The following is a 23,346-nucleotide window of genomic DNA, read 5'->3' on the forward strand; positions in this document are numbered from 1 at the left end:
AGCGTACTGTTCTGAGCTGCTATGCGCCTGACGCCGACAAGGGCCGGGTGAGGCCGCAAGGCTGGGAGCTACCCTTTGGCCAGCTCCTTCTGCATAGCAACCAGCCGCTCGTGCAGCATCTTGGCCTTCTCTATTGCCTGGGCCTCGCCGTCATCCAGTGACAATATCGGCCCATCGCCGATTGCGGCGCCGCTCTCCTGGCTGTCCCGCATCGCCTGAACGTCTTGCGAATAGCGAATGAGCAGGTGTTTGATATTCAGGCGAATGGTAAACAGCTCGAGTTCCATCTCATCCTGCTGTTACCGGCGCCTCGCCTTCTCCAATGGCTCCTCTGTCGCCTCGAGTATCGCCATCAGGGTATTCTGAATCATCGCCTCCGCCGCCTTCAGCTTCGGCAGTATCTCGTAAAGCAGTTCATGCAATGTGATCTTTTGCGGTTCATTCATGCCCCCTCCCCTGCTGCTGGAATGTTTCTGGAATTGGCGCTGGAAGATCGAGCATCGCCAGCGTATAGGCTCGCTGGTCGTTGACGGCCTTGGTATAAATATCATGGAGCCGCTGGTAATCAGCCGGCATCTGCTCGTCCATGCCGGTCTCCTCGAAGCGAACAAGCGTGGCGCGCGTCTCAACGATGAGGTTTTCCAACTCACCAATGACTCGCTCGTAGTCATCCGTCGTCATCGTCAGCTCCTAAAAAAACAGGCGCCACAAGGGCGCCTGTAGGGTCTTGATGAGTGGAACAGAGACTGCCCCACCTGATCAAGTGCCAGATTAACCCAGCAGAGACAGCACGTTCTGCGGGATCTGGTTGGCCTGAGCCAGTACGGAAGTACCAGCCTGCTGCAGGATCTGCGCGCGGGTCATGTTGGCGACTTCTTCTGCATAGTCGGCATCTTCAATGCGCGAACGAGCGGCAGACAGGTTGGTGCTGTTGGTGTTCAGGTTGGTGATAGCGTCTTCGAAGCGGTTCTGTACGGCACCCAGCTCGGAGCGCAGACTGTCGACCTTGTTCAGGGCTGAATCAAGAGCTGCCAACGGGTTAGCAGTCGCTGCGCCGGAAAAAATATCGTCTTCATAGGTCTCGGCGTCATCCAAGTCCCAAGTAGCAACGGCGGCGAAAGCACCAAACTCCCCAACCTCTAGATTACCTACTTCGGTAGAGATATAGCCAGTGGGATCGCCATCAGCATTATTGGAGACTTTCACGGCATAATCTTCACCATCAACCTCCACAGTTTCGATGTCTATATCATCTGCAGCCGTCACGTCTGCTGCGTAGTACTCTCCATTGTACTCAACAACATAGTTGCCCGTCGCATCGCCAGCATCATCAAGCACTGAACGCAGCTTGACTTCAGATGCGTCGATATCGCCTGCAGCACCACCAAGCGCCACAGAAAGATTGTCAGCAATTACCTCAAAGTCAATTGCTTCAGCGCCAGTGCCATCATCAAAAACGCTGATGGGGCTACTAACATTCAAAGAAGCCTGCTTAACAGAAAAACCCTCCAGACCAAGAGTCTCAGAGTTGATCTGCTGCAGATTGACGGTGATGGTCTCACCATCGTTAGCACCAACCTGAATCTTCAGGGCATTGTCTTCCTTGAGAACATTAACGCCGTTGAAGCTGGTTTCATCAGAGATACGGTTAATCTCATCCAGACGCTGGTTGATTTCGTCTTGGATAGACTGAAGGTCGTCAGCAGAGTTGGTGCCGTTAGCCGCTTGAACAGTCAGCTCACGAATACGCTGCAGGTTGTCGTTAATCTGGTTCAGCGAGCCTTCGGCGGTCTGGGCTACAGAGATACCATCGTTGGCATTGCGCTGCGCCTGATTCAGACCAGTGATCTGGCTGGTCATGCGGTTGGCGATGGCCTGACCGGCCGCATCATCCTTAGCGCTGTTGATGCGCAGGCCGGAGGAGAGACGCTCCATAGAGGTCTGCAGGGCGTTCTGGGACTTGTTCAGATTGGACTGGCCAATCATGGAAGTGATGTTGGTATTGATCACGGACATGTGATGTTCCTTCCTAGCGTTGGGGGCTCCATTGGCGGGCCCGCTGATCTTGGTGTTGCGGTCCTGTCTACCGGACCCGCCGCAACGGCGCCGTTGGCCGTTACCCTGATTAACGGCATCTTTCGGAAGGACTTTAGGGAATGGGCGAAAAATTTTTCTTCGGATGTTGACCGGCGAGGCGGTAAAGCGGCTGCAGGCAGGGAGAACGCCTCAGCGCAGCAGCGCCAGCACGGTCTCCGGCACTCGGTTCGCCTGCGCCAGGATGGCGAAGCCCGCCTGCTGCAGAATCTGGGCGCGCACGAGGTTGGAGACTTCCCGGGCGTAGTCGGCGTCCTGGATGCGCGACCGGGCCGCCGAGAGATTGAGCGACGTGCTCTGCAGGTTGGTAATCACATCCTCGAAGCGGTTCTGTACCGCCCCGAGCTGGCTACGCTGTCGATCGGTGCGTTTGAGCGCCTCGTCGAGCGCCGTCAGCGGCGATTCGGTCACACCTGCACCCTCTCCCTCACCTTCCGCGATACGAAAGCCCGCCAGGCCCAAGGCATGCCGGTCCATGACCCGCAGATCCAGGCGGATCGTCTGGCCGTCGTTGGCACCAACCTGGATATGCAGCCCCCGGGTTTCACCCAGCACGCGAATGCCATTGAAGGCCGTCTGTTCGGTGATGCGATCGATCTCGTCAAGGCGCTGGTCGATCTCGTTCTGGATAGAGGTGCGGTCGCTGGGGCTCAGGGTACTGTTGCCCGCCTGTACGGTGAGCTCGCGAATTCGCTGCAGGTTGTCGTTGACCTGGTTCAGCGCCCCTTCGGCGGTCTGCGACACGGAAATGCCGTCGTTGGCGTTGCGTGCCGCCTGGTTGAGCCCGCGGATCTGCGCCGTCATGCGGTTGGCGATGGCCTGGCCGGCCGGATCGTCCTTGGCACTGTTGATACGCAAACCCGACGACAGCCGCTGCATGGCGGTTTGCATCGCCTGCTGGCTGCCACGCAGGTTGGCATGCACGATCAGGGAAAGGATATTGGTGTTGATGATGGCCACGGGTTTGCCCTCTTCCGGGCGCGATAGGGAAACACTGCCCAAATGCCTGTGCGAGCGAATCGCTGCGTTGCGCGGTGCTGGTGCGCCAGCCCGGTCGGAATCCTCACATATACCCCATATGCTCCGGTTCCTGTGCTCCGTGCGCCTTGCGCTTCACCTCGCTCGGCGATTTGCACAGCGCTTCCTATGCTCCGGTGAGGAACCTATCGGCTGGGAGGGTTATAACTTGAGGCTCGAGTGCTGCATCAAGATGGAACTTCCAGCAAGGCGCTATGCCACTTCAGCGACGACCTCCCACTGTCGCTCCTGCATCAGGCTGCAGATTGCTCCATCAGGCTTTCATAAGGAATGTTCAGGCCATCGTGCAGCCGCTTGATCATGCGAAGGCTCAGCTTGCGCTTGCGGTTGAGAACCTCGGAGACTCGTCCGCTCGAGCCGATATAGGGTTCAAGATCGCGCTGTGTCAGCCCCTGCTGTTCCATGCGGAATTTGATCGCCTCGATGGGATCGGATGGCCCGATGGGATAATGCGCATCTTCGTACTTCTCGACCAGGATAGAGAGCACTTCCAGCTCGTCCGCCTCCGGTGTACCGTCTTCAACCCCCCATAGGGCTTCCATACGGGCAAAAGCACGCTCGAGGTCCGCTTCGGTGTGAATAGGCTGTATGTTCATATCGTCTCTGCATCCACTTAATCGTACTGGGCATGAGTGCCAACGAAACGTATCCAGGCAATTTGCTGTGCATACCGTATTGCTACGATAATCCATTATGGAAGTCAATTCGGTCTCTGGCTTCGAGCCTCTGCCATTAATCGGGTAGGGGCCGGGGTCACCCCCGGCGCCCTCCCACACCACCGTACGTACGGTTCCGTATACGGCGGTTCATGAAGAACGACTAAGCCCCTCTTACCGTTTCGAGTACCGAGATCAGACCCAGCCGGTCGAACCCCTTCCGCGGTAGGGCCTGGTTCATGTGCGAGGCGCCGGCATTCCACCAGGGACCTCGCCCATTCCCCGCTGACTTCCAGGCACGCTGCTCGTCCAGACCCAGCGCCAGAAGCTTGCGGCGTCGGGTCCATGGGCGCTTCCACTGCCGCCAGATTACGCAGCGCAGTCGGCGACGTATCCACTGATCCAGCGCTTCCAGCGGGCGTTTCACATCGACGAGGGCGAAATAGCTGGCCCAGCCCCGAAGGACCGGGGTCAGCTCGTCGATCACTCGCCGTATGTGGCGCCCTCTTCCACGCCGGAGGATCTCGCGGATACGCTGCAGCAGGCGCTGCAGACTGGCCTTGGCCAACGTCAGTCGTGGCAGCTTGTGCCGGGTCAGCGTGTAGCCCAGGTACCCACGGTGCCAGGGCCGGTCCACCGCGCTCTTGGCACGATTGACCGTGAGCCTGAGTGAGCTCTCGAGAAAATCACTCAGGCTGGCCATGACCCGCTCGCCCGTTCGCCGACTCCTGACATACACCTGCATGTCGTCGGCGTAGCGGCAGAAGCGGTGGCCCCGGCGTTCCAGTTCCTTGTCCACGTCGTCCAGTAGGATATTCGCCATCAACGGGCTTAACAGCCCGCCCTGGGGCGTCCCCTGCCGACGTGGGGTGGTCAGGCCGTGCTGGAACATCCCGGCTTCCAGGTAGCGGCGGATCAAGCGCAACATCCGCTTGTCGCGAACGCGACGCGCGACCCGCGCCATCAGCAGGTCGTGGTTCACCCGGTCGAAGAAGGCTTCCAGGTCGAGGTCGACCACCCAACGGTGGCCGGCGCCAACATGAGTCTTCATGGCCGAGACGGCCTGCTGGGCGCTGCGCTTCGGGCGATAGCCGTAACTCGATTCGGAAAAGCCCGGATCGAAGATCGGCGTCAGTACCTGCAGCAGCGCCTGCTGGATCAGCCGGTCAGTGACCGTGGGGGTGCCGAGCTGTCGCGTCCCGCCCTTGGGCTTGGGGATCTCAACGGCTCGGATTGGGCTGGGGTGGTACTCACCGGCCAACAGCCGCTCGCGCAGCGTCGGCCAGTGCTGTTTCAGGTGATCCGCCAGCTGGTGCACCGTCATGCCGTCGGCACCCGGCGCACCCTGGTTGGCGACCACCTTACGGTAAGCCCGCGCCATGTTGGCCTTCTCTACCACGGCCTCCATGAGCGGGGCAGGCTCCGCTTTCGTCCACGATGACGACGCCGGGACCGTCTCGACGCCCACCGGCCGGGACGCGGGGTACTGCCCCTGCCCCTTTGGGTGGGTGACGGTGTTAGCGCCCATTGCTGTCTTCATGATCGATCCTCGAGACGTCATCGCCTACTCGCGGTTCTTCATGTTCGGCCCTTGGTGCCGCGGTGAACCGGCACTTACTATGGCCTCGGCTGACGTCTGGTGGCCCATCCCGTCGCCTCTCGACGCCGGTAGCACCGTGGCAGACCACCAGACCTCCCAGGGTAAGACGCGCGACCTTCCTCCCATCTACCCGCCGCATCTACTGCCGCCCCTTCCGGATAGCTATTGGGCTTCGAGTTTCATTGCCCTCTCGCCCAGGTGCGACAGCCTCATATGCGATTTCTGTTCGTCGGGCCGGGAGTTTGCCTCCAGCTTCCTTCAGACTCCGCCTCGCGACGGACGCCCTTGCTGTTTAGCTAACGGTTCCCGCTATCAGGGTCCGTAGGGGACTTTCACCCCCGAGTCATCCCGAGGCACCACCCTCGGGAACAGCGCCAGTCAGGCGCTGCGCGCCATGCCTGGCGCACAACGAAAAAAGGCGCCCGAAGGCGCCCTTTACACGTCTGATGAAAGCGAGGCTTACCAGCCAGTCACTTCCTTCAGCGCATCGCCTATCTCGGCCAGGGAACGCACGGTGCGCACGCCGGCGTCTTCCAGGGCGGCGAACTTCTCATCCGCAGTACCCTTGCCACCGGAGATGATGGCACCGGCATGGCCCATGCGCTTGCCCGGAGGCGCGGTGACGCCGGCAATGTAGGATACCACCGGCTTGGAGACGTTGGCCTTGATATAGGCTGCCGCCTCTTCCTCGGCGGTGCCGCCGATCTCGCCGATCATCACGATGGCTTCCGTCTTCGGATCCTTCTCGAACAGCTCGAGGATGTCGATGAAGTTGGAGCCCGGAATCGGGTCGCCACCGATGCCCACACAGGTGGACTGGCCGAAGCCGTGGTCGGTGGTCTGCTTGACGGCTTCGTAGGTCAGGGTGCCGGAGCGCGAGACGATACCGACGCGACCGGGCTGGTGAATATGACCCGGCATGATGCCGATCTTGCACTCGCCCGGGGTGATCACGCCGGGGCAGTTGGGGCCGATCAGCCGCACGCCCAGTTCGTCGCACTTCACCTTGACATCGAGCATGTCGAGCGTAGGGATGCCCTCGGTGATGCAGACGATCAGCTTGATGCCGGCATTGGCGGCTTCCAGGATCGAGTCCTTGCAGAACGGGGCCGGCACGTAGATCACGCTGGCCTCGGCGCCGGTCTTCTCGACCGCCTCCTTGACGGTATTGAACACCGGCAGGCCCAGGTGCTCCTGGCCGCCCTTGCCCGGTGTCACGCCGCCGACCATCTTGGTGCCATAGGCAAGCGCCTGCTCGGAGTGGAAGGTCCCCTGGCCACCGGTGAAGCCCTGGCAGATGACCTTGGTGTTCTTGTCGATCAGGATACTCATTACTTGCCCTCCGCCGCGTTGACGACCTGCTGTGCCGCGTCAGTCAGGCTGGTAGCAGCGATGATGTTCAGACCGCTGGAGGCCAGCTTCTCGGCACCCAGCTCGGCGTTGTTACCTTCCAGGCGCACCACCACCGGCACGTTGACACCGACCTGCTCTACGGCACCGATGATGCCCTCGGCGATCATGTCGCAACGCACGATACCGCCGAAGATGTTCACCAGAACAGCCTTCACGGAGTCGTCGGAGAGAATGAGCTTGAAGGCTTCCGCCACGCGCTCCTTGGTGGCACCGCCGCCCACGTCGAGGAAGTTCGCTGGCTGGCCACCACTGAGCTTGATGATGTCCATGGTGCCCATGGCCAGACCGGCGCCGTTGACCATGCAACCGATGTTGCCTTCCAGGGCCACGTAGTTGAGGTCCCAGGCAGCGGCTTCGGCTTCACGCTCGTCTTCCTGGGAAGGGTCGCGCATGGCCTGCAGGTCCGGATGACGATACAGCGCGTTGCTGTCCAGGCCGAGCTTGGCGTCCAGGCAGTGCAGGTTGCCTTCGTCGGTGATCACCAGCGGGTTGATCTCGAGCAGCGCCAGGTCCTTTTCGTGGAACAGGCGCGAGAGGCCCAGGAAGATCTTGGTGAACTGCTTGACCTGATCGCCCTTGAGGCCCAGGGCAAAGGCCAGTTCACGCGCCTGGTACGGCTGCGCACCGACCAGCGGGTCAATCTCGACTTTGAGAATCTTCTCGGGCGTTTCTTCTGCCACTTTCTCGATTTCTACACCGCCCTCGGTGGAGGCCATGAAGACCACTCGGCGGGTAGTACGGTCGACAACCGCCCCCAGATAAAGCTCATCGGCGATATCGGTGCAGGTCTCAACCAGAATTTTGGCGACCGGCTGTCCCTTCTCGTCGGTCTGGAAGGTAACCAGGTTCTTGCCCAGCCACTTCTCGGCGAAGGCCTTGGCCTCCTCCGGGCTCTTGATCAGCTTGACACCGCCGGCCTTGCCGCGGCCGCCTGCGTGGACCTGAGCCTTGACGACCCACATCTCGCCGCCGATCTTCTTGCACGCTTCCGCCGCTTCCTCGGGGGTGTCGACTGCAAAGCCCTTGGATACCGGAAGACCATAGTCGGCAAACAGCTGCTTGCCTTGATACTCGTGAAGGTTCATCGATTCATGCCATTGGTTGCATGTGACTCGAACGGCAACCGCGGAATACCGCCGAATGCGATCTATCCCGGGTTGCCCCCGTTCGTACCCGATACATGGCCGGGTACGACGCGCCACCCGCGTGGGTGACGCTAGTTGTTGCCTAATCCGTGTTGTTATTGAGCTGTGCGCGAGCTGGCTTACTTGCGCTTCTTGCGATTGGCCATATGGATGGCATGCCCTTCCACCGCCAGCGCGGCTTCATGCACGGCTTCCGACATGGTCGGGTGAGCGTAGCAGGTCAGCGCCAGATCCTCGGCGCTGGAGCCGAACTCCAGGGCGATCACGCCCTGAGCGATCATCTCGCCCGCATGCTGGCCAACGATATGCATGCCCAGGATCCTATCGGTCTCGGCATCGGCAATGATCTTGGCCTGACCTTCCGTCGCGTTATTGGCCATGGCACGGCCGCTCGCGGCAAACGGGAAGGAACCGGTCTTGACCTCGATGCCCTTGGCCTTGGCATCCTGCTCAGTCATGCCGACCCAGGCCACCTCAGGGAAGGTATAGATAACGCAGGGAATGGCGTCGTAGTTCATCTCAGCCTTGTGACCGGCGATGATATCGGCAACCATGATTCCCTCTTCGGAGGCCTTGTGGGCCAGCATCTGTCCACGCACGCAATCGCCGATGGCATAGACGCCAGGCACACTGGTACGGCACTGGTCGTCCACATGGATGAAGCCACGCTCGTCCAGGCCAACGCCGACACCGTCCGCCACCACGCCCCGGGTATAGGGGCGACGACCGACACAGACGATCAGCTTGTCGAAGGTCATTTCCTGCTCGCCGTCGGAGTCGGTGTACTTGACGACGACCTCCTGGCCCTTGACCTCGGAACCGGTGACGCGCGCCCCCAGCTTGATGTCCAGGCCCTGCTTCTTGAGCAGCTTCTGAGTCTCCTTGGCGATGGCGCTATCCACCATCGGCAGGAAGCTGTCCATGGCCTCGAGTACCGTCACTTCACTGCCCAGGCGGCTCCAGACGCTGCCCAGCTCCAGGCCGATGACACCGGCTCCGATCACGCCCAGGCGCTTCGGCACTTCCTGGAACTCCAGTGCGCCGGTGGAGTCGACGATCAGGCCCTCGGTCAGCGGAGTCGGGGGTATCTCGACCGGTACCGAGCCGGCGGCGATAACGATATTGTCGGCCTCGTAGGTGGTGGCCTTGCCATCCTGATCGGTGACCTCAACCTGCTTCGCACCGACAACCTTGCCGGTGCCCTCGATACCGGTCACGCCGTTGGCCTTGAACAGCCCGGCGATACCGCCGGTGAGGTTCTTCACGATCGTATCCTTACGGGCCATCATCTTCTTGACGTCCATGCTGACGTCACCGGCCTGAATGCCCATGTCGGCGAAGTCGTGCTTGGCTTCGACGAACTTGTGGGAAGCCTCAAGCAGCGCCTTGGAGGGAATGCAGCCCACGTTAAGGCAGGTACCGCCGAATACGACCTTGCCTTCCTTGCCGATCCACTTCTCGACGCAGGCAGTCTTCAGCCCCAGCTGTGCGGCGCGGATGGCGGCCACGTAGCCCCCGGGGCCCGCACCGATGACGATCACATCAAATTTATCGGCCATGTGGTTTTCCTTGATCGGTTCGCGTTTGAGTCCGTTGAATCGGGCGTCGCTCAGACATCCAGCAGCAGGCGAGCCGGATCTTCGAGCAGTTCCTTGATGGTAACCAGGAACTGTACCGCGTCCTTTCCATCGATCATGCGGTGATCATAGGAGACGGCCAGATACATCATCGGACGAATTTCCACCTTGCCATTCACTGCCATGGGACGTTCCTGAATCTTGTGCATACCCAGGATGGCGGTCTGGGGCGGGTTAATAATCGGTGTAGACATCAACGACCCGAAGATCCCGCCGTTGGTGATGGTGAAGGTACCGCCCTGCATTTCGTCGATGCCGAGCTTGCCGTCACGCGCACGCTTGCCGAAGTCGACGATGCCCTTTTCGACATCGGCAATCTTCATGCTGTCGGTGTCACGCAACACCGGCACTACCAAGCCCCGATCGGTGGAGACCGCGACGCCGATGTCCTGATAGCCGTGGTAGACGATGTCATTACCATCAATGGAGGCATTGACGTCCGGAAAGCGCTTGAGCGCCTCGGAAGCCGCCTTGACGAAGAAGCCCATGAAGCCAAGCTTGACATCGTGGGTCTTGATGAAGGTGTCCTTGTACTGGGCCCGCAGGCTCATTACCGCCCCCATGTCCACCTCGTTGTAGGTGGTCAGCATGGCGGCGGTCTGCTGTGCCTCGACCAGACGCTTGGCAATGGTCTTGCGCAGGCGGCTCATCGGCACCCGCTTCTCGGGACGCTCGCCTTCGACGGCTGGCGCGGCAGTGGCCTGCTTGGGTGCGGCAGCCGGCTTCGCGGCCTTTTTGGCACTGCCCTCATTGACAGCGCGCTGCACGTCCTCCTTGAGAATACGCCCACCCTTGCCAGTGCCGTCGATCTTGCTGACGTCAAGGTCGTGCTCGGCAACCATCTTGCGAGCCGCAGGCGCGAGAATCTTGTCTCCCACCTTTTCGTCGCCGGCACCGTCATCGGCGGAAGCTGCCGGCGTCTTGTCAGCTGCTGTTGCGGGACCGGCCGCCCCTTCAGTGAAGATTGCCAGCACGGCCTCGGACTCGACCTGACTGCCCTCTTCAGCCTTGATTTCAGCAAGCGTGCCGTCCGCAGGTGCCACCACCTCGAGCACCACCTTGTCGGTCTCGATATCGGCCAGAACGTCATCGCGCTTGACCGCCTCGCCCACCTGCTTGTGCCAGGTGGCCACGGTGCCTTCCTGAATCGACTCGGGGAAGGTGGGTGCCTTTACCTGGTGCTGCTTGCCACCACCGGCCGGCTTTTCCGCCTTCGCATCGCTCTTGGCGGCATCATCCTTGTCGGCCTTGGCGTCGGCTTTTTTCTCGCTCTTGTTTCCGCCTTTTTCGCCACCCGATGCCTTGCCTTCACCGATTCTGCCGAGCACCTGCTCGGACTGGACGGTATCGCCCTCTTCGGCCATGACCTCGCTTAGCGTGCCCGCCTCGGGGGCAAGGACTTCAAGGACCACTTTGTCCGTTTCAATCTCGACGATCAGTTCATCGCGCTCAACGCTGTCTCCGGGCTTCTTGTGCCAGGCAGCCACGCTGCCTTCGGCAACGGATTCCGGAAAGGTGGGCGCTTTGATCTCGGTAGCCATGTCGTTTCCCTTGTATGTTCTCTCTCGTCCCGGTGGTGTTACTTAGACGTTGAAGGCGTCTTCCACCAACTGGCGCTGCTGTTCTGTATGCACGGACATGTAGCCCGCGGCGGGTGCCGCCGAAGCCGGGCGACCGGCAAACTTCAGTTCTCCGCCCAGGCCGTTGTTGAGCATGTCAGCGACTGCCCGCATATGGTGCTGGCTCGAGTACCAGGCCCCCTGGTTGAGCGGCTCTTCCTGACACCACACCACCGACTCGAGGTTGACGTAATCCTTGAGCGCCTCGAAGAGTTCCTCCTTGGGGAAGGGGTAGAGCTGCTCGATACGCAGGATTGCCGTATCATTGCGCTCGTTCTCTTCACGCCAGGCCGCCAGGTCGTAGTAGACCTTGCCGGCACACATGATGACGCGCTTGACCTGACCGGCATCGAGACTGCCCTGATCCGGCAGCACCATATGGAAGTGGCCGTTGGCCAGGTCGTCCAGGCTGGAAACGGCTTCCTTGTGCCTCAGCAGGCTCTTGGGGGTCATCACCACCAGGGGCTTTCTCAGCTTGCGGATCACCTGGCGACGCAGCAGATGGAATATCTGTGCCGGCGTGGTCGGCACACAGACCTGCATGTTGTGCTCGGCACACATCTGCAGGAAGCGCTCGAGCCGCGCGGATGAGTGTTCCGGCCCCTGTCCCTCATAGCCGTGAGGCAACAGCATGGTCAAGCCGCACAGGCGTCCCCACTTGGTCTCGCCGGAGGAGATGAACTGATCGACCACCACCTGGGCGCCGTTGAAGAAGTCACCGAACTGCGCTTCCCAGATCACCAGGTGATTAGGCGCTGTTGTCGCATACCCGTACTCGAACGCCAGTACGGCCTCCTCGGAGAGGAAGGAATCATGGATGGTGAAGCGCGGCTGGCCGTCGCCCATGTGCTGCAGCGGCACGTGGACGCTGCCATCCTTCTGGTTATGCACTACCGCATGGCGGTGGGAGAAGGTACCGCGACCCACGTCCTGGCCGGTGATGCGCACCGGGTGCCCTTCATCGAGCAGCGTGGCGTAGGCCAGGGTTTCGGCAAAGCCCCAGTTGAGGCCCAAACCGCCGGCCTGCATCTTGCGGCGGTCTTCGTAAATCTTGGCCACCTGGCGCTGCACCTCGACGCCGTCGGGAATCTCGCACATCTTGCCAGCTAGACGCTGAAGGCGCTTCATCTCGACGCCAGTTTCCGCATGCCCGGACCACTCATGCCCCAGGTACGGCTGCCAATCGACGAAAAGTGAGGTGTTGGGCTCCTGCACCAAGGCGTTGGCCACATGGTTGCCAGCCATGAGATCTTCGCGATAGGTCTCGATCATTGCCTTGGCATCGTCCTCGGAGAGCACGCCCTGCTCTACCAGGCGCTGAGCGTAGAGCGTGCGCGACGAGGGATGCTCCTTGATCTTGCGATACATCATCGGCTGGGTGCCGGAAGGCTCATCGGCCTCGTTGTGGCCGCGACGACGATAGCAGACCAGGTCGATGACCACGTCCTTCTTGAACTGCTGACGGTAGTCCAGTGCCACCTGTGTCGCATGCAACACGGCATCCGGGTCGTCGCCGTTGACGTGAAAGATCGGCGCCTGGACCATCTTGGCGATGTCGGTGCAGTACTCGGTGGAGCGGGTATCCTGCGGATGCGACGTGGTGAAACCGACCTGGTTGTTGATGACGATATGAACCGTGCCGCCGGTCTTGTAGGCGCGAGTCTGGGACATCTGGAACGTCTCCATGACCACGCCCTGGCCGGCGAAGGCCGCGTCACCATGGATGTTGATCGGCAGGACCTTGGTGCCTTCCAGGTCGTCGCGACGATCCTGACGCGCCCGCACGGAGCCCTCGACCACAGGAGAGACGATCTCCAGGTGGGAGGGGTTGAAGGCCAGCGCCAGATGGACTTCACCGCCCGGCGTCATCACATTGGAGCTGAAGCCCTGATGGTACTTGACGTCACCGGAGCCTCGCTCGATCAGCTTCTTGCCGTCGAACTCGTCGATAAGCTCGGAGGGGTTCTTGCCGAGTATATTGACCAGCAGATTGAGGCGTCCGCGGTGGGCCATGCCGATGACCACCTCCTTGACACCGTAACCACCCCCTCGCTGGATGAGCTCGTCCATCATCGGAATGAAGGACTCGCCACCTTCCAGGCCAAAGCGCTTGGTGCCCGGATACTTGGATGCCAGGTAGTTCTCCAACCCCTCGGCAGCGGTGAGCCGCTCCAGCAGGTGCTTGCGCACGTCGTCGCTGAACTTGGGTGACGAACGAACCGACTCGAAACGCTGCTGCAGCCAACGCTTCTCCTCGGTGTCGACGATATGCATGACCTCGCAGCCGATGGAGCGGCAGTAGGTCTGCTCCAACGCCTCGACGATCTCACGCAGCGGTGCCTTGTCGATCCCCAAAAAGAAAGAACCGGTCTGGAACTCGGTATCCAGGTCGTCCTTGGAAAGCTGATGAAAGGAGAGGTCCAGGTCGGGTACCGGTACCGGGCTACGCAGGTCGAGCGGGTCGATATCGGCCTTCTGGTGGCCACGGAAGCGGTAGGCGTTGATCAACTGAAGGACCTTGACCTGCTTCTTGCTCTCTCCGCTATCCGCGGCGGCCGTCGTCGTTCGGCGTGCACGCCCCAGTTGCTCGAACTGATGACGCACGGGACTGAGGGGAACGTCGTGGGTAGAGCCGCCTTCCACGCTGGGCAGCTGGTCGAAGTAGGTTCGCCACTCTTCGGGGACGGAACCTGGGTCGGCGAGGTATTGCTCGTAGAGCGCTTCCACATAGTGAACGTTGCTGCCGCTCACGTGGGAGCTGTTCCACATCAACTCCATTATGCCTTGTTGCATCTCTCGGTCACCCTACACTGATGGGGTGTTGTCGGCGCCGTCACGGGCCAGCCGTGACGGCTTGGCTGGTGCCCTGCCGGAAGGGCGTCTTCCTTATCCGGCGGCTCCGGCCGCCAGGCCGGAATCCTTGAATTTCATGGTCAAGAGCCGGTACCTATGGCACCGGCTCTTGACCTGCTGCACGGGAACGACCGCGACAACTCGCCGCGGCCAGATTCCGGCAACCATGATAGCAAGCCCTGGGCCACGTTTTAAGTGGCATTCGCAAGCAGCATGTCACGGATCTTGCCAATGGCACGTGTCGGGTTGAGCCCCTTGGGGCACACCGCCACACAGTTCATGATGCCGCGGCAACGAAATACGCTGAACGGATCCTGCAGTTCGGCGAGGCGTGCCTGGGTGGCGGTATCCCGCGAGTCGGCCAGGAAACGGTACGACTGCAGCAGCCCCGCCGGTCCGACGAACTTGTCCGGGTTCCACCAGAACGACGGGCAGGAGGTCGAACAGCAGGCGCACAGGATGCACTCGTAGAGCCCATCAAGCTTGTCGCGCTCTTCCGGCGACTGCAAGCGCTCGATGGCGGGCGCCGGCTCGTCATTCTGCAGGTAGGGCTGAATGCGCTCGTACTGCTTGTAGAACAGCCCCATGTCGACCGCCAGGTCACGCACCACGGGCAGGCCCGGCAGCGGTCGCAGCACCAGCTTGTTGTTCTTGACCACTTCGGAAAGTGAAGTGATACAGGCCAGGCCGTTCTTGCCGTTCATGTTCATGCCGTCGGAGCCGCACACGCCTTCGCGGCAGCTGCGGCGATAGGCCAAGGTGGTGTCTTCGGCCTTGAGCATCTCCAGAATGTTTAGGACCATCAGGTCGCGGCCCTGAGTGTCCACCTGGTACTCCTGCATGTAGGGCGCGGAGTCGGTTTCCGGATTGTAGCGGTAAATGGATACCTGAAGCATGGACATCGTGACTCCCCCTTAATAGGTACGGATTTTGGGCTCGAAGGTGTCAACGGTCTTCGGCTTGAAGTTGACGTCGCGCTTACCGACCTTCTTCTCGAGCGGGAAGTACATGGAGTGCTTCAGCCAGTTGACATCGTCGCGGTCCGGATAGTCGTAGCGAGAGTGTGCACCACGGCTCTCCTTGCGCTCCAGGGCCGCAATCGCGGTAGCTTCTGCCACTTCCATCAGGTTATCGAGCTCAAGGGCCTCGATGCGAGCCGTATTGAAGGCGCCGGACTTGTCGACGAGGTGCGCTTCGGCAATGCGGCCACGCAGGTCGGCAAGCTTCTTGACGCCCTCCTGCATGTTGTCTTCCTGGCGGAATACGCCGAAGGCATTCTGCATGATGCTCTGCAGCTCGACCTTGAGGTCGGCGACCGACTCACCCCCGCTGGACTCGTTCCAGCGATTGATGCGCTTCATGGCATTGTCGATATCGGACTCGCTGGCTTCGAGGTACTCGATGCCTTCATTGAGCGCACTCTCGATGAACATGCCGGCAGCCCGGCCGAACACCACCAGATCGAGCAGTGAGTTGCCGCCCAGGCGGTTGGCACCATGTACCGAAACGCAGGCCGCTTCGCCACAAGCAAACAGACCGCCCACGATCTGGTCGTTGCCGTCGGCATCCTGCATGATCGCCTGGCCATGAACGTTGGTGGGGATCCCGCCCATCATGTAGTGGCAGGTCGGCACCACCGGAATAGGTGCCTTGGTCGGATCGGCATGGGCGAAGATCTTGGAGAGTTCGCTGATGCCGGGCAGGCGCTTGTTGAGCACCTCTTCGCCGAGGTGGTCCAGCTTGAGATAGACATGATCGCCATTCTCGCCGCAGCCACGGCCCTCGAGGATCTCCATGACCATAGAGCGGGCAACCACGTCACGGCCGGCGAGGTCCTTGGCGTTGGGCGCATAGCGCTCCATGAAACGCTCGCCGTCCTTGTTGACCAGATAGCCACCCTCACCGCGACAGCCTTCGGTGACCAGCACCCCGGCACCATAGATGCCGGTGGGGTGGAACTGCCACATCTCCATGTCCTGCATGGGGAAGCCGGCACGCAGCGCCATGCCGATGCCATCGCCGGTATTGATCAGGGCGTTGGTGGTGGAGGCGTAGATACGCCCGGCGCCGCCGGTGGCCAGCACGGTGGCCTTGGACTTGACATGCACCACTTCGCCGGTCTCGATGCACATGGCGATACAGCCCACCACGTCGCCATCGGCATTCTTGACCAGATCGACCGCAAACCATTCATTGAGAAAGGTCGTGTTGTTCTTCAGGTTATTCTGATACAAGGTGTGCAGCAGAGCATGACCGGTGCGGTCGGCCGCAGCGCAGGTACGCGCCGCCTGGCCACCCTCGCCGAAATTCTTGGACTGTCCGCCGAAGGGACGCTGATAGATGCGTCCATTCTCGAAGCGCGAGAACGGCAGGCCCATGTGCTCAAGCTCGAAGACCGCCTTGGGGCCTTCGGAGCACATGTATTCGGCGGCGTCCTGATCGGTGATGTAGTCACCGCCCTTGACCGTGTCGTACATGTGCCAGCGCCAATCATCATTGGGGTCGGCGGAGGCAATGGCACAGGTGATACCACCCTGGGCAGACACTGTGTGTGAACGCGTCGGGAAGACCTTGGATAGCACGGCGGTCTTCTTGCCGGACTTGGCCAGCTCGAGAGCGGCCCGCATGCCGGCGCCGCCGCCGCCGATGATGATGGCGTCGAATGTCAGACTACGCATGGTTGACATGTATTCAGGCTCCCCACAAAACTAGAATGCCCCAGACCAGGAACACGAAAATGGCCAGGATGATGACGAGCTGGGTGCCGACACGAGCACCGGTCGACTTCATGTAATCCGTGGTAACTGTCCACAGACCGACCCAGGCGTGAGCGGCAAGAGAGATAAAGGCCAGCAGTGAAAAGATGCGCATCCAGGTCTGGGCGAACAGGCCGCTCCAGGTGTAGTAGTCGAGTCCCGGATTGAACAGCAGGTAGGCGACGATAAACAGCGTATAGAGTGCCAGGATGACCGCCGACACGGAAGCGTCATGCGATTCGAAGAGACTTCGTAGCTGGCTGGCATCCATGAGCCCCAGATCGGTATCGCTCACACGGACCTCCAATTTTTCCAGTGAGTCCGTATAGAGTGTGGGAAATATCTGGGATATGACAAGTGCATACGAAAAATGCCGCCTGGCGCAGAGCGCAAGGCGGCATTTCAAGTATTCGATGGTGGAGCCTAGCGGGATCGAACCGCTGACCTCAACACTGCCAGTGTTGCGCTCTCCCAGCTGAGCTAAGGCCCCATGCATCTCGTGAAGACGAGGCGTATGGTACTGATTAGCCTCGCCTTCGTCAACAAGATAAAGACGATTTCCCGGGGCCCGTCTCAGGCAAGCTCGCGGTACTCCTTTTCGAAGCGCTTGGCCTGCTTCTTGGAGACCCCGCCGAGCACCTCGATGGCGTGGCGCAAGCGCGCCCGGGTCATGTCGGAGCCCAGTATGGCCATGGCATCCATGACCGAGGTGCTCGCCGCAGAACCGGTAATGGCGATGAAGACCGGTGCCAGGAAGTCCTTCATCTTGAGATCGAAATGCGCGGCCAGCGACTTGACCTCGCCGAGCAATACCTCCTTGTGCCAGGCCGGGGCGATCTCGAAGCGCCAGACCAGGAATTGCAGCAGCTTGACCAACTCCTCCCGCCCAAGCTTCACGCTGTCGAAATCGCCCTCCTCGATCTCCGGCAGGCCGGAGAAGAAATGGCCGGCCAGGGGTGCTACCTGAGAAAGGGTTTCCACCCGGGTGCGCACCTGAGGCAGGATCTGCCCCACGTACTCCTCGTTGAAGGCCCATTCCAGCAACGCCTTCAGGAAGGCCTTGTCGTCAAGGTCCTCACGAATATAAAGGCCGTTGAGCCAGGTCAGCTTCTCGAGATCAAACACCGGGCCGCCCAGCGAGACTCGCTGGATATCGAAGTGCGTCATCATCTCGTCAAGGCTGAATTTCTCGCGCTCGTCGGGCATCGACCAGCCCATCCGGCCCAGGTAGTTGGTCACGGCCTGGGGCAGGAAGCCCATCCTTCGATAGTAATTGATCGAGGTCGGGTTCTTGCGCTTGGAAAGTTTCGACTTGTCAGGATTGCGCAGTAGCGGCATATGGCACAGAACCGGCATCTGCCAGCCGAAATATTCGTAGAGTAACTGATGCTTCGGTGCCGAGTTGATCCACTCCTCACCGCGCAGTACATGGGTGATGCCCATCAGATGGTCGTCGACCACGTTGGCCAAGTGATAGGTGGGCATGCCGTCGGACTTGAGCAGGATCTGCGCATCGACCTGTGCCCAATCCACCTCAATGGTGTCCCGTAGCATGTCTTCTACCAGACAGGTACCCGTAGTGGGGACCTTCATGCGTACGACATGGGGCCACCCCTCTCGCTCGCGGCGTTCCTGCTCATCGCTGGGCAACGCCAGGTCAGCGGGCTTCAATGCCAGATGCATGCCGGCCGCCTTGCGAGCCTCACGCAGGTCATCCAGTTCCTCGCTGGTGCGGTAGCACTTGAAGGCGTGACCGGCGTCGATCAACTGACGTGCATATTCGGCATAGATGTCTCCCCTCTCGCTCTGCCGGTACGGGCCATGGGGGCCGCCTACATCGGGACCCTCATCCCATTCAAGGCCCAGCCACCGAAGCGAATCCAGAATCATTTGCTCCGACTCTGCCGTGGAGCGGACACGGTCGGTATCCTCGATGCGCAGAATGAATTGCCCGCCGTGCTGGCGCGCGAAGCAAAGGTTGAACAGGGCGATGTAGGCAGTTCCCACATGAGGATCACCAGTGGGCGACGGCGCAATACGAGTACGTACGGTCATGTCTTCCTTATCCATTGAGGGATGAGCATGACGTCATTATACGCACCTGCCTCGACACAGGCAGCCGTACCCGAGAATCCATACCAGAAATCAGGGGCCCAAGATCAAGACACTTCGTCGCAAGCATGATCTACCGCCCCCGCCGCCCGCCCCGTCCCTCTTTCTTGTGTACAAGCGCAAAACAAGCTTGACAAGCAGCTCTTTAAAGCTTCTTGCAGAGGGATTCTTGAAGGTTTTTTTATCGTTGAACAGCCAAATTTGCACAGTTAATGCCGATCATTGACTATCCCTTTCTTTTCTACATCGTTGGCAGGAAACAAGAGATGCACGCATTGGGCCCACGCATCAAGCAGCTCCGGATAGAGGCGAGCCTCAACAAGGCGGCACTGGCAAGGAAAGTCGGCGTTTCTGATGTGACGATTTCCTATTGGGAGTCCGGCGCCATCAAGCAGATCGGCCACGAGCGCTTGGTTGCCCTGGCCGACGCCTTGGGCTGCCCCTTACGCCGCCTGCTGGAAGATGACAGTGCCGACCTGCTTCCCACTCCACTCTATCTGCGTAGCCAACCTCCAGCGCCCTGGCATGACCCCAACGCAAATCGCATCACGCTACCCGAGGCCTTTCTCGCCAGTACCAACTGGCAAGGTTCGTGCTATCTGGTCACGCCTGCCCCAGGTGAACACTTCGACTATCTGGGCACGGGCGATCTCGCCGCATTTGGGCCAATCAAAGACTATGACCAACCTGGCCGCTACTTGATAGAGGGTGCAATGGGCCTGTTCATCGGCCAGCTGGAACGCAGCCGGAGCGGGGAGTTGCTCTATAGTGGAGAAAAAACGACAACGACCCAGGCCACGCCGCTACAGAAGAGTGACCAACCGGTTGGCAGGCTGTTGGCGCACTGGTGTCAGAAGGGGGGCTAAGCCACCCCTGACAGTTCACTCGACTCCCAGTACTTCCACCTCGTCGCTTGTCCGACGAGGCTCGTTGCCGATCAGATAGCGTCGTGAATAAGTCGCCACCTGCCCCAGGCCGTGGCGCGAGCTCCGGACCAGCGGGCCCGCCAGATACTCCCCCTGGCTACCGATCTCTTCACGAATTGCCGGCGGCTGCACACTGGCCTCCGGCAGATTCACAGTAATGGTATAGCCACCATCCGGCAGCCCGCTTCCAGGACCGAATGGCCCCGCTTCAAAACGGCCATTCTGCACCTCTGTGCGAGATTGCCAACGCACACCACTCAGCTCACGTTCAACCACGATCAGCAGGCGCGCGCTTTCCGGTAGGTTGGTTTCCCCTTCGACCATCAATCTTCGATCGTTACGCAGAGTGGCCGCCAGACTGACATCCACTTCCAGCGGCTCTCTTTCCTCCACCTCTTCGGCTGGCTCCATGCCCACCTCATCGGTCGCGACCGCCTCCGCCTGTTCATTCACCGCGTCTTCTTCCGGCCCGGCCTCTTCCGGCCCGGTTTCGTTACCACAGCCGGACAGCGCCAGCAGAGCCACCAACCCAATGCAGGATAGTCGACGCCGTACCTTCATGAATTCCTCCAACCGAACATTGATCTTCTAGACTACCACCAGCCTGAACAGTTCGTCCCAACGGCGACGCAATTGCAGCAATAACAGCACTGCACCTCCTCGTGACTGCTCCCCGCCCTGGCGAGGGTTCACGCGGATTTTTGCTGAAACGCCGAATGGCTCATCAAGATCGCAAGATGGGTAATAAATTCGCTGCGTAACCAGCATTGGCTATGGCTGCTGCCGAGCCTACCTTCTTTTCCGTAGAGCAGATGATTATTCATTGAGCCCGGCACCAATCGCATGGCACTCACAAGAAAGCCCGGCCGTAAGGCCGGGCTTCTATCTCCACTTCCCTTTCCTGTCCATCACGAACTTCCTGTTCGCGCATCCCTGGTTGCTGAGCCCTCCTGGCTCGATCTTCCCTGTAGAGCCTTCCATTGCTCAATGCCTCCACCATGCCAGCTTGGCCAGGAAAAACGCTTAACGCAGGTTATCCAGGTTTGTAGGAAATCACCTACACGCTCTGTAGGAAATCAGCTACGATCATCGGCCACGCCGCTATCGCTCCATCAAGGCAAGCCGAAAGCCGAGTGCCACGAAGGCAGCCGCAAACCTCGGCGCATCCAGGCCAACACCCCTGGCCTGGAAAACAGATGGTTGCGCACGACCGCCGCAAAAGTGCCGTAGCCGGTGACTGCTCCCCGCCCTGGCGAGGGTTCACGCGGATTTTTGCTGAAAGGCCACGGCACTGGTATGCAACAAGGGGGCGAGGCCAAGCGTGGCGGCCACCATGTGCGGCACGATGCCAAGGGTACAGCCTGCGGCCGCCAGGATCCCCGCCATCACGCCACGCGTGACTCCCGCAGCCAGAGTGAAGATCACCCCGGTTCCAGGCAAGGTGGCAACGACCAGGGACATCAGTAGAAATTCGATACTCACGAGAGGACTCTCCCAATGGCTGAGGTGGGTCGAGCATTGGATCACCACCACTGTGCTCGCCATCGGGTAGAGCGTCTTGAAGGAAATTGCAGGTTCCTACGTCATCCCAGTGCCGCCCGGTAGCGCCCGGGTGAAATACGCAACTGCCGCGTGAAGGCCCGGGTCATATGGCTCTGGTCGGCGAAGCCGGACCCCGCCGCCGCCTGGCTCAGCGTCTGGCCTTGGATGATGCACTGTCTTGCCATACGCACACGCCGCTGAACACGATAGGCATGAGGCGTCATGCCGGTCTCGCGGACAAAACCGCGCAGCAATTGATAACGGCTCACTCCGACAAGGGCAGCCAGATCTGCCAGTGAGGCCGTCTGCTCCGGCGCCTCGTCCGGCCACTGGCGCACCCTTGCCATACGGGGGAGACGATCGTCGCAGCGGGCCTGATAGGCACCGTGCCGACGAAACGCCTCGGCCAAGAAGTGAAGCGTCGCCTCCTCGATGGCCATCGGCTCACTGCCAGGCCGCGTTGCCACGGCGATGAGGGTTTGAAACAGCGCCGCACACCGGGGATCATCAATAGCCGGCCTGGCAAACTCGATCGGCCGGCTCCCCTCGCCATCCAGGGCTCCTTCCAAGCCGAACGCCACCAGGGCCGGGTCGCAATAGAGCATCTGCCAGGCTCGGGGAATGCCATTCATCGGGCTGCCATCGTGCAGCTCTCCGGGATTGACCGTGATCAGATCACCGGCTCGGGCGTCCACCATGCCGAGGCTACTCCAGGAGCGATGGCCGCCGGAGACGACCAGGCCAACCCCGAACTGGTCGTGGGCGTGCCGGGGAAACGTTCTGTCGGAGACCAAGCTGAAGGCCTCCAGGCCGGCGATGGCCACCCTGTGAGCCACGGCACGATGAGCAGGCAGCTCTCTCTTATTCCCTCTATCGGTCCCTCGCTCGATCCTCATCACCTTCCCCTGCATTCACGCCATGCCCCACTCAGTGCCATGTCTCCGCAAGCACTTCCTATATCGACGGGCCGTGCAGCCAATAGCATAGCCTCACGCCGGCCCCGCCCGAAGCCCACTTCCCGTACAATAGCCCGCCAACTCTGGCGAAGCCCTTTCAGGAGACGCGACCTTGGAACTCATCTGGTGGCTGGCCTACGTTGCCCTGGGCGGCGTGGTCGGCATCATGGCCGGCCTGCTCGGTATCGGTGGTGGCGGTATCATGGTGCCGATTCTTACCTCACTGTTCGTGCTGCAGGGGGTGCCCCACGAGCACCTCGCCCACCTGGCGCTGGGCACCGCCATGGCTGCCATCATTCCCGCCGCCACCGCCAGCCTGCTATCCCACCATCGCCACGGGGCCGTGGGCTGGCAAACCGTACGCGTCATTACGCCGGGCATACTGATCGGCACCTTCATGGCGACCTTCATCGCCGCCCTGATCCCGACCCGCGGCCTGGCCATCTTCTTCGCCTGCTTCATGGTGCTGATGTCGCTGCAGATGCTCGCAAACCTGAAGCCCAAGCCGAGCCGCAGCCTGCCAGGCCCGGTCGGCCTGAGCGGTGTCGGCCTCGGCATTGGCGGCATTTCGGCCTTGGTGGCCATTGGCGGCGGCTCGCTGACGGTGCCCTTCCTGACCTGGTGCAACGTGAAGCTGCCCCGCGCCATCGGCACCTCGGCGGCCGTGGGGCTGCCCATCGCCGTGGCGGGGCGCTGGGCTACATCATCAACGGCTGGGCCACGCCGGGCCTGCCGAATGCCGCCCTGGGCTACGTCTACCTTCCCGCCCTGCTGCTGATGGCGCCCTTCAGTATCCTTACCGCTCCCATCGGGGCCAGGCTCGCCCACAAGCTCCCCGTGGCGCTGCTCAAGCGGGTCTTCGCCGTCATGCTGATGGGGCTAGCGCTGCAGATGGTGTATGCGGTGTTCACGGCATGAGGCTGTCCCGGCGATGGTCAGTACCTTAGATGGTCAAGGATTGACCAGAACTGATAGAATATTGCCCTTCCTCCGCCCTAC

General features: G+C 60.8%; 23 protein-coding genes and 1 tRNA gene. 3 read left to right on the plus strand and 21 right to left on the minus strand.

The window, feature by feature from the left end; translation table 11 throughout:
- Nucleotides 1-68 precede the first annotated feature (68 nt).
- The 18 genes from LOKO_RS13740 to gltX all read right to left on the minus strand — a co-directional run bounded on the left by LOKO_RS13740 (nt 69) and on the right by gltX (nt 18,866).
- Nucleotides 69-287 (minus strand): hypothetical protein, encoded by a 219-nt coding sequence (locus LOKO_RS13740; protein ID WP_066450522.1) that lies wholly within the window; start codon nt 285-287, stop codon nt 69-71.
- 12 nt (nt 288-299) lie between these two features.
- Nucleotides 300-446, minus strand: coding sequence for a hypothetical protein (locus tag LOKO_RS19685; protein WP_158509949.1), 147 nt, complete (start codon nt 444-446; stop codon nt 300-302).
- A complete protein-coding gene (locus LOKO_RS13745; protein ID WP_066450524.1) occupies nt 439-681 on the minus strand; it encodes a hypothetical protein in 243 nt (80 codons plus the stop codon). The genes LOKO_RS19685 and LOKO_RS13745 overlap by 8 nt, the downstream gene beginning before the upstream one ends.
- A gap of 90 nt (nt 682-771) precedes the next feature.
- On the minus strand, nt 772-2,016 hold the full coding sequence (locus LOKO_RS13750; protein WP_066450527.1) for a FliC/FljB family flagellin: 1,245 nt from the start codon (nt 2,014-2,016) through the stop codon (nt 772-774).
- A gap of 210 nt (nt 2,017-2,226) precedes the next feature.
- Complete coding sequence (locus tag LOKO_RS13755) at nt 2,227-3,054, minus strand: flagellin N-terminal helical domain-containing protein (RefSeq protein ID WP_066450529.1); 828 nt, start codon at nt 3,052-3,054, stop codon at nt 2,227-2,229.
- 311 nt (nt 3,055-3,365) lie between these two features.
- Entirely contained in the window at nt 3,366-3,728 is a 363-nt protein-coding gene (locus tag LOKO_RS13760; protein WP_066450531.1) for a helix-turn-helix domain-containing protein, read from the minus strand.
- A gap of 17 nt (nt 3,729-3,745) precedes the next feature.
- Nucleotides 3,746-3,820, minus strand: coding sequence for a type II toxin-antitoxin system HigB family toxin (locus tag LOKO_RS20520; RefSeq protein ID WP_083517737.1), 75 nt, complete (start codon nt 3,818-3,820; stop codon nt 3,746-3,748).
- Between the two features lie 131 nt (nt 3,821-3,951).
- Nucleotides 3,952-5,328, minus strand: a complete 1,377-nt coding sequence (gene ltrA / locus LOKO_RS13765) for a group II intron reverse transcriptase/maturase (protein ID WP_083517596.1) — start codon at nt 5,326-5,328, stop codon at nt 3,952-3,954.
- Nucleotides 5,329-5,847: 519 nt separating this feature from the next.
- Nucleotides 5,848-6,720 carry a succinate--CoA ligase subunit alpha gene (gene sucD / locus LOKO_RS13770; protein WP_066450539.1) on the minus strand — a complete coding sequence of 291 codons (873 nt, stop codon included), beginning with the start codon at nt 6,718-6,720 and terminating at the stop codon, nt 5,848-5,850.
- The gene (gene sucC, locus LOKO_RS13775; RefSeq protein WP_066450541.1) at nt 6,720-7,886 is read right to left on the minus strand and encodes an ADP-forming succinate--CoA ligase subunit beta; all 1,167 of its coding nucleotides are present in this window, start codon (nt 7,884-7,886) and stop codon (nt 6,720-6,722) included. Before sucC ends, sucD begins: the two co-directional genes overlap by 1 nt.
- 179 nt (nt 7,887-8,065) lie before the next feature.
- Nucleotides 8,066-9,505, minus strand: a complete 1,440-nt coding sequence (gene lpdA, locus LOKO_RS13780; protein ID WP_066450548.1) for a dihydrolipoyl dehydrogenase — start codon at nt 9,503-9,505, stop codon at nt 8,066-8,068.
- A 50-nt stretch (nt 9,506-9,555) separates the two neighbouring features.
- Nucleotides 9,556-11,124, minus strand: coding sequence for a 2-oxoglutarate dehydrogenase complex dihydrolipoyllysine-residue succinyltransferase (gene odhB / locus LOKO_RS13785; protein WP_066450552.1), 1,569 nt, complete (start codon nt 11,122-11,124; stop codon nt 9,556-9,558).
- Between the two features lie 42 nt (nt 11,125-11,166).
- A complete protein-coding gene (locus tag LOKO_RS13790) occupies nt 11,167-13,995 on the minus strand; it encodes a 2-oxoglutarate dehydrogenase E1 component (RefSeq protein ID WP_066450556.1) in 2,829 nt (942 codons plus the stop codon).
- A 251-nt stretch (nt 13,996-14,246) separates the two neighbouring features.
- Nucleotides 14,247-14,957 (minus strand): succinate dehydrogenase iron-sulfur subunit, encoded by a 711-nt coding sequence (locus tag LOKO_RS13795; protein WP_066450558.1) that lies wholly within the window; start codon nt 14,955-14,957, stop codon nt 14,247-14,249.
- Nucleotides 14,958-14,969: 12 nt separating this feature from the next.
- Complete coding sequence (gene sdhA, locus LOKO_RS13800) at nt 14,970-16,742, minus strand: succinate dehydrogenase flavoprotein subunit (protein ID WP_066450559.1); 1,773 nt, start codon at nt 16,740-16,742, stop codon at nt 14,970-14,972.
- Nucleotides 16,743-16,746: 4 nt separating this feature from the next.
- Nucleotides 16,747-17,082, minus strand: coding sequence for a succinate dehydrogenase, hydrophobic membrane anchor protein (gene sdhD / locus LOKO_RS13805; protein WP_066452364.1), 336 nt, complete (start codon nt 17,080-17,082; stop codon nt 16,747-16,749).
- 143 nt (nt 17,083-17,225) lie between these two features.
- Nucleotides 17,226-17,301: transfer RNA gene (locus LOKO_RS13810), tRNA-Ala, on the minus strand.
- An 83-nt stretch (nt 17,302-17,384) separates the two neighbouring features.
- Nucleotides 17,385-18,866 (minus strand): glutamate--tRNA ligase, encoded by a 1,482-nt coding sequence (gene gltX / locus LOKO_RS13815; protein ID WP_066450562.1) that lies wholly within the window; start codon nt 18,864-18,866, stop codon nt 17,385-17,387.
- A gap of 269 nt (nt 18,867-19,135) precedes the next feature.
- On the opposite strand from gltX, the gene LOKO_RS20290 reads away from it, so the two are divergent.
- Nucleotides 19,136-19,789, plus strand: coding sequence for a helix-turn-helix domain-containing protein (locus LOKO_RS20290; RefSeq protein ID WP_083517597.1), 654 nt, complete (start codon nt 19,136-19,138; stop codon nt 19,787-19,789).
- Between the two features lie 15 nt (nt 19,790-19,804).
- On the opposite strand, the gene LOKO_RS13825 is transcribed toward LOKO_RS20290, so the two are convergent.
- The 3 genes from LOKO_RS13825 to LOKO_RS13835 all read right to left on the minus strand — a co-directional run bounded on the left by LOKO_RS13825 (nt 19,805) and on the right by LOKO_RS13835 (nt 22,185).
- Nucleotides 19,805-20,410: a hypothetical protein gene (locus tag LOKO_RS13825; protein WP_066450571.1), complete on the minus strand. Its 606-nt coding sequence runs from the start codon at nt 20,408-20,410 to the stop codon at nt 19,805-19,807.
- Nucleotides 20,411-21,109: 699 nt separating this feature from the next.
- A complete protein-coding gene (locus tag LOKO_RS19940) occupies nt 21,110-21,331 on the minus strand; it encodes a LysE family transporter (protein ID WP_083517738.1) in 222 nt (73 codons plus the stop codon).
- A 101-nt stretch (nt 21,332-21,432) separates the two neighbouring features.
- The gene (locus tag LOKO_RS13835) at nt 21,433-22,185 is read right to left on the minus strand and encodes a helix-turn-helix transcriptional regulator (RefSeq protein ID WP_235588867.1); all 753 of its coding nucleotides are present in this window, start codon (nt 22,183-22,185) and stop codon (nt 21,433-21,435) included.
- Between the two features lie 274 nt (nt 22,186-22,459).
- Between LOKO_RS13835 and LOKO_RS13840 the strand changes: the two genes are divergently transcribed.
- Together LOKO_RS13840 and LOKO_RS20370 are read left to right on the plus strand one after the other, a co-directional pair.
- A complete protein-coding gene (locus LOKO_RS13840; RefSeq protein ID WP_250636933.1) occupies nt 22,460-23,125 on the plus strand; it encodes a sulfite exporter TauE/SafE family protein in 666 nt (221 codons plus the stop codon).
- Complete coding sequence (locus LOKO_RS20370) at nt 23,092-23,265, plus strand: TSUP family transporter (protein ID WP_250636937.1); 174 nt, start codon at nt 23,092-23,094, stop codon at nt 23,263-23,265. The genes LOKO_RS13840 and LOKO_RS20370 overlap by 34 nt, the downstream gene beginning before the upstream one ends.
- Nucleotides 23,266-23,346 lie beyond the last annotated feature (81 nt).

This window comes from Halomonas chromatireducens (assembly GCF_001545155.1).
In the GTDB taxonomy this organism is placed as follows: Bacteria; Pseudomonadota; Gammaproteobacteria; order Pseudomonadales; family Halomonadaceae; genus Halomonas; species Halomonas chromatireducens.

What these genes read in the sequence shown, in the direction of transcription:
- LOKO_RS13740 (WP_066450522.1), bottom strand. Translation starts at nt 287, where the DNA reads ATGGAACTCGAGCTGTTTACCATTCGCCTGAATATCAAACACCTGCTC.
- LOKO_RS19685 (WP_158509949.1), bottom strand. Translation starts at nt 446, where the DNA reads ATGAATGAACCGCAAAAGATCACATTGCATGAACTGCTTTACGAGATA.
- LOKO_RS13745 (WP_066450524.1), bottom strand. Translation starts at nt 681, where the DNA reads ATGACGACGGATGACTACGAGCGAGTCATTGGTGAGTTGGAAAACCTC.
- LOKO_RS13750 (WP_066450527.1), bottom strand. Translation starts at nt 2,016, where the DNA reads ATGTCCGTGATCAATACCAACATCACTTCCATGATTGGCCAGTCCAAT.
- LOKO_RS13760 (WP_066450531.1), bottom strand. Translation starts at nt 3,728, where the DNA reads ATGAACATACAGCCTATTCACACCGAAGCGGACCTCGAGCGTGCTTTT.
- ltrA (WP_083517596.1), bottom strand. Translation starts at nt 5,328, where the DNA reads ATGAAGACAGCAATGGGCGCTAACACCGTCACCCACCCAAAGGGGCAG.
- sucD (WP_066450539.1), bottom strand. Translation starts at nt 6,720, where the DNA reads ATGAGTATCCTGATCGACAAGAACACCAAGGTCATCTGCCAGGGCTTC.
- sucC (WP_066450541.1), bottom strand. Translation starts at nt 7,886, where the DNA reads ATGAACCTTCACGAGTATCAAGGCAAGCAGCTGTTTGCCGACTATGGT.
- lpdA (WP_066450548.1), bottom strand. Translation starts at nt 9,505, where the DNA reads ATGGCCGATAAATTTGATGTGATCGTCATCGGTGCGGGCCCCGGGGGC.
- odhB (WP_066450552.1), bottom strand. Translation starts at nt 11,124, where the DNA reads ATGGCTACCGAGATCAAAGCGCCCACCTTTCCGGAATCCGTTGCCGAA.
- LOKO_RS13790 (WP_066450556.1), bottom strand. Translation starts at nt 13,995, where the DNA reads ATGCAACAAGGCATAATGGAGTTGATGTGGAACAGCTCCCACGTGAGC.
- LOKO_RS13795 (WP_066450558.1), bottom strand. Translation starts at nt 14,957, where the DNA reads ATGTCCATGCTTCAGGTATCCATTTACCGCTACAATCCGGAAACCGAC.
- sdhA (WP_066450559.1), bottom strand. Translation starts at nt 16,742, where the DNA reads ATGTCAACCATGCGTAGTCTGACATTCGACGCCATCATCATCGGCGGC.
- sdhD (WP_066452364.1), bottom strand. Translation starts at nt 17,082, where the DNA reads ATGGATGCCAGCCAGCTACGAAGTCTCTTCGAATCGCATGACGCTTCC.
- gltX (WP_066450562.1), bottom strand. Translation starts at nt 18,866, where the DNA reads ATGACCGTACGTACTCGTATTGCGCCGTCGCCCACTGGTGATCCTCAT.
- LOKO_RS20290 (WP_083517597.1), top strand. Translation starts at nt 19,136, where the DNA reads ATGCCGATCATTGACTATCCCTTTCTTTTCTACATCGTTGGCAGGAAA.
- LOKO_RS13825 (WP_066450571.1), bottom strand. Translation starts at nt 20,410, where the DNA reads ATGAAGGTACGGCGTCGACTATCCTGCATTGGGTTGGTGGCTCTGCTG.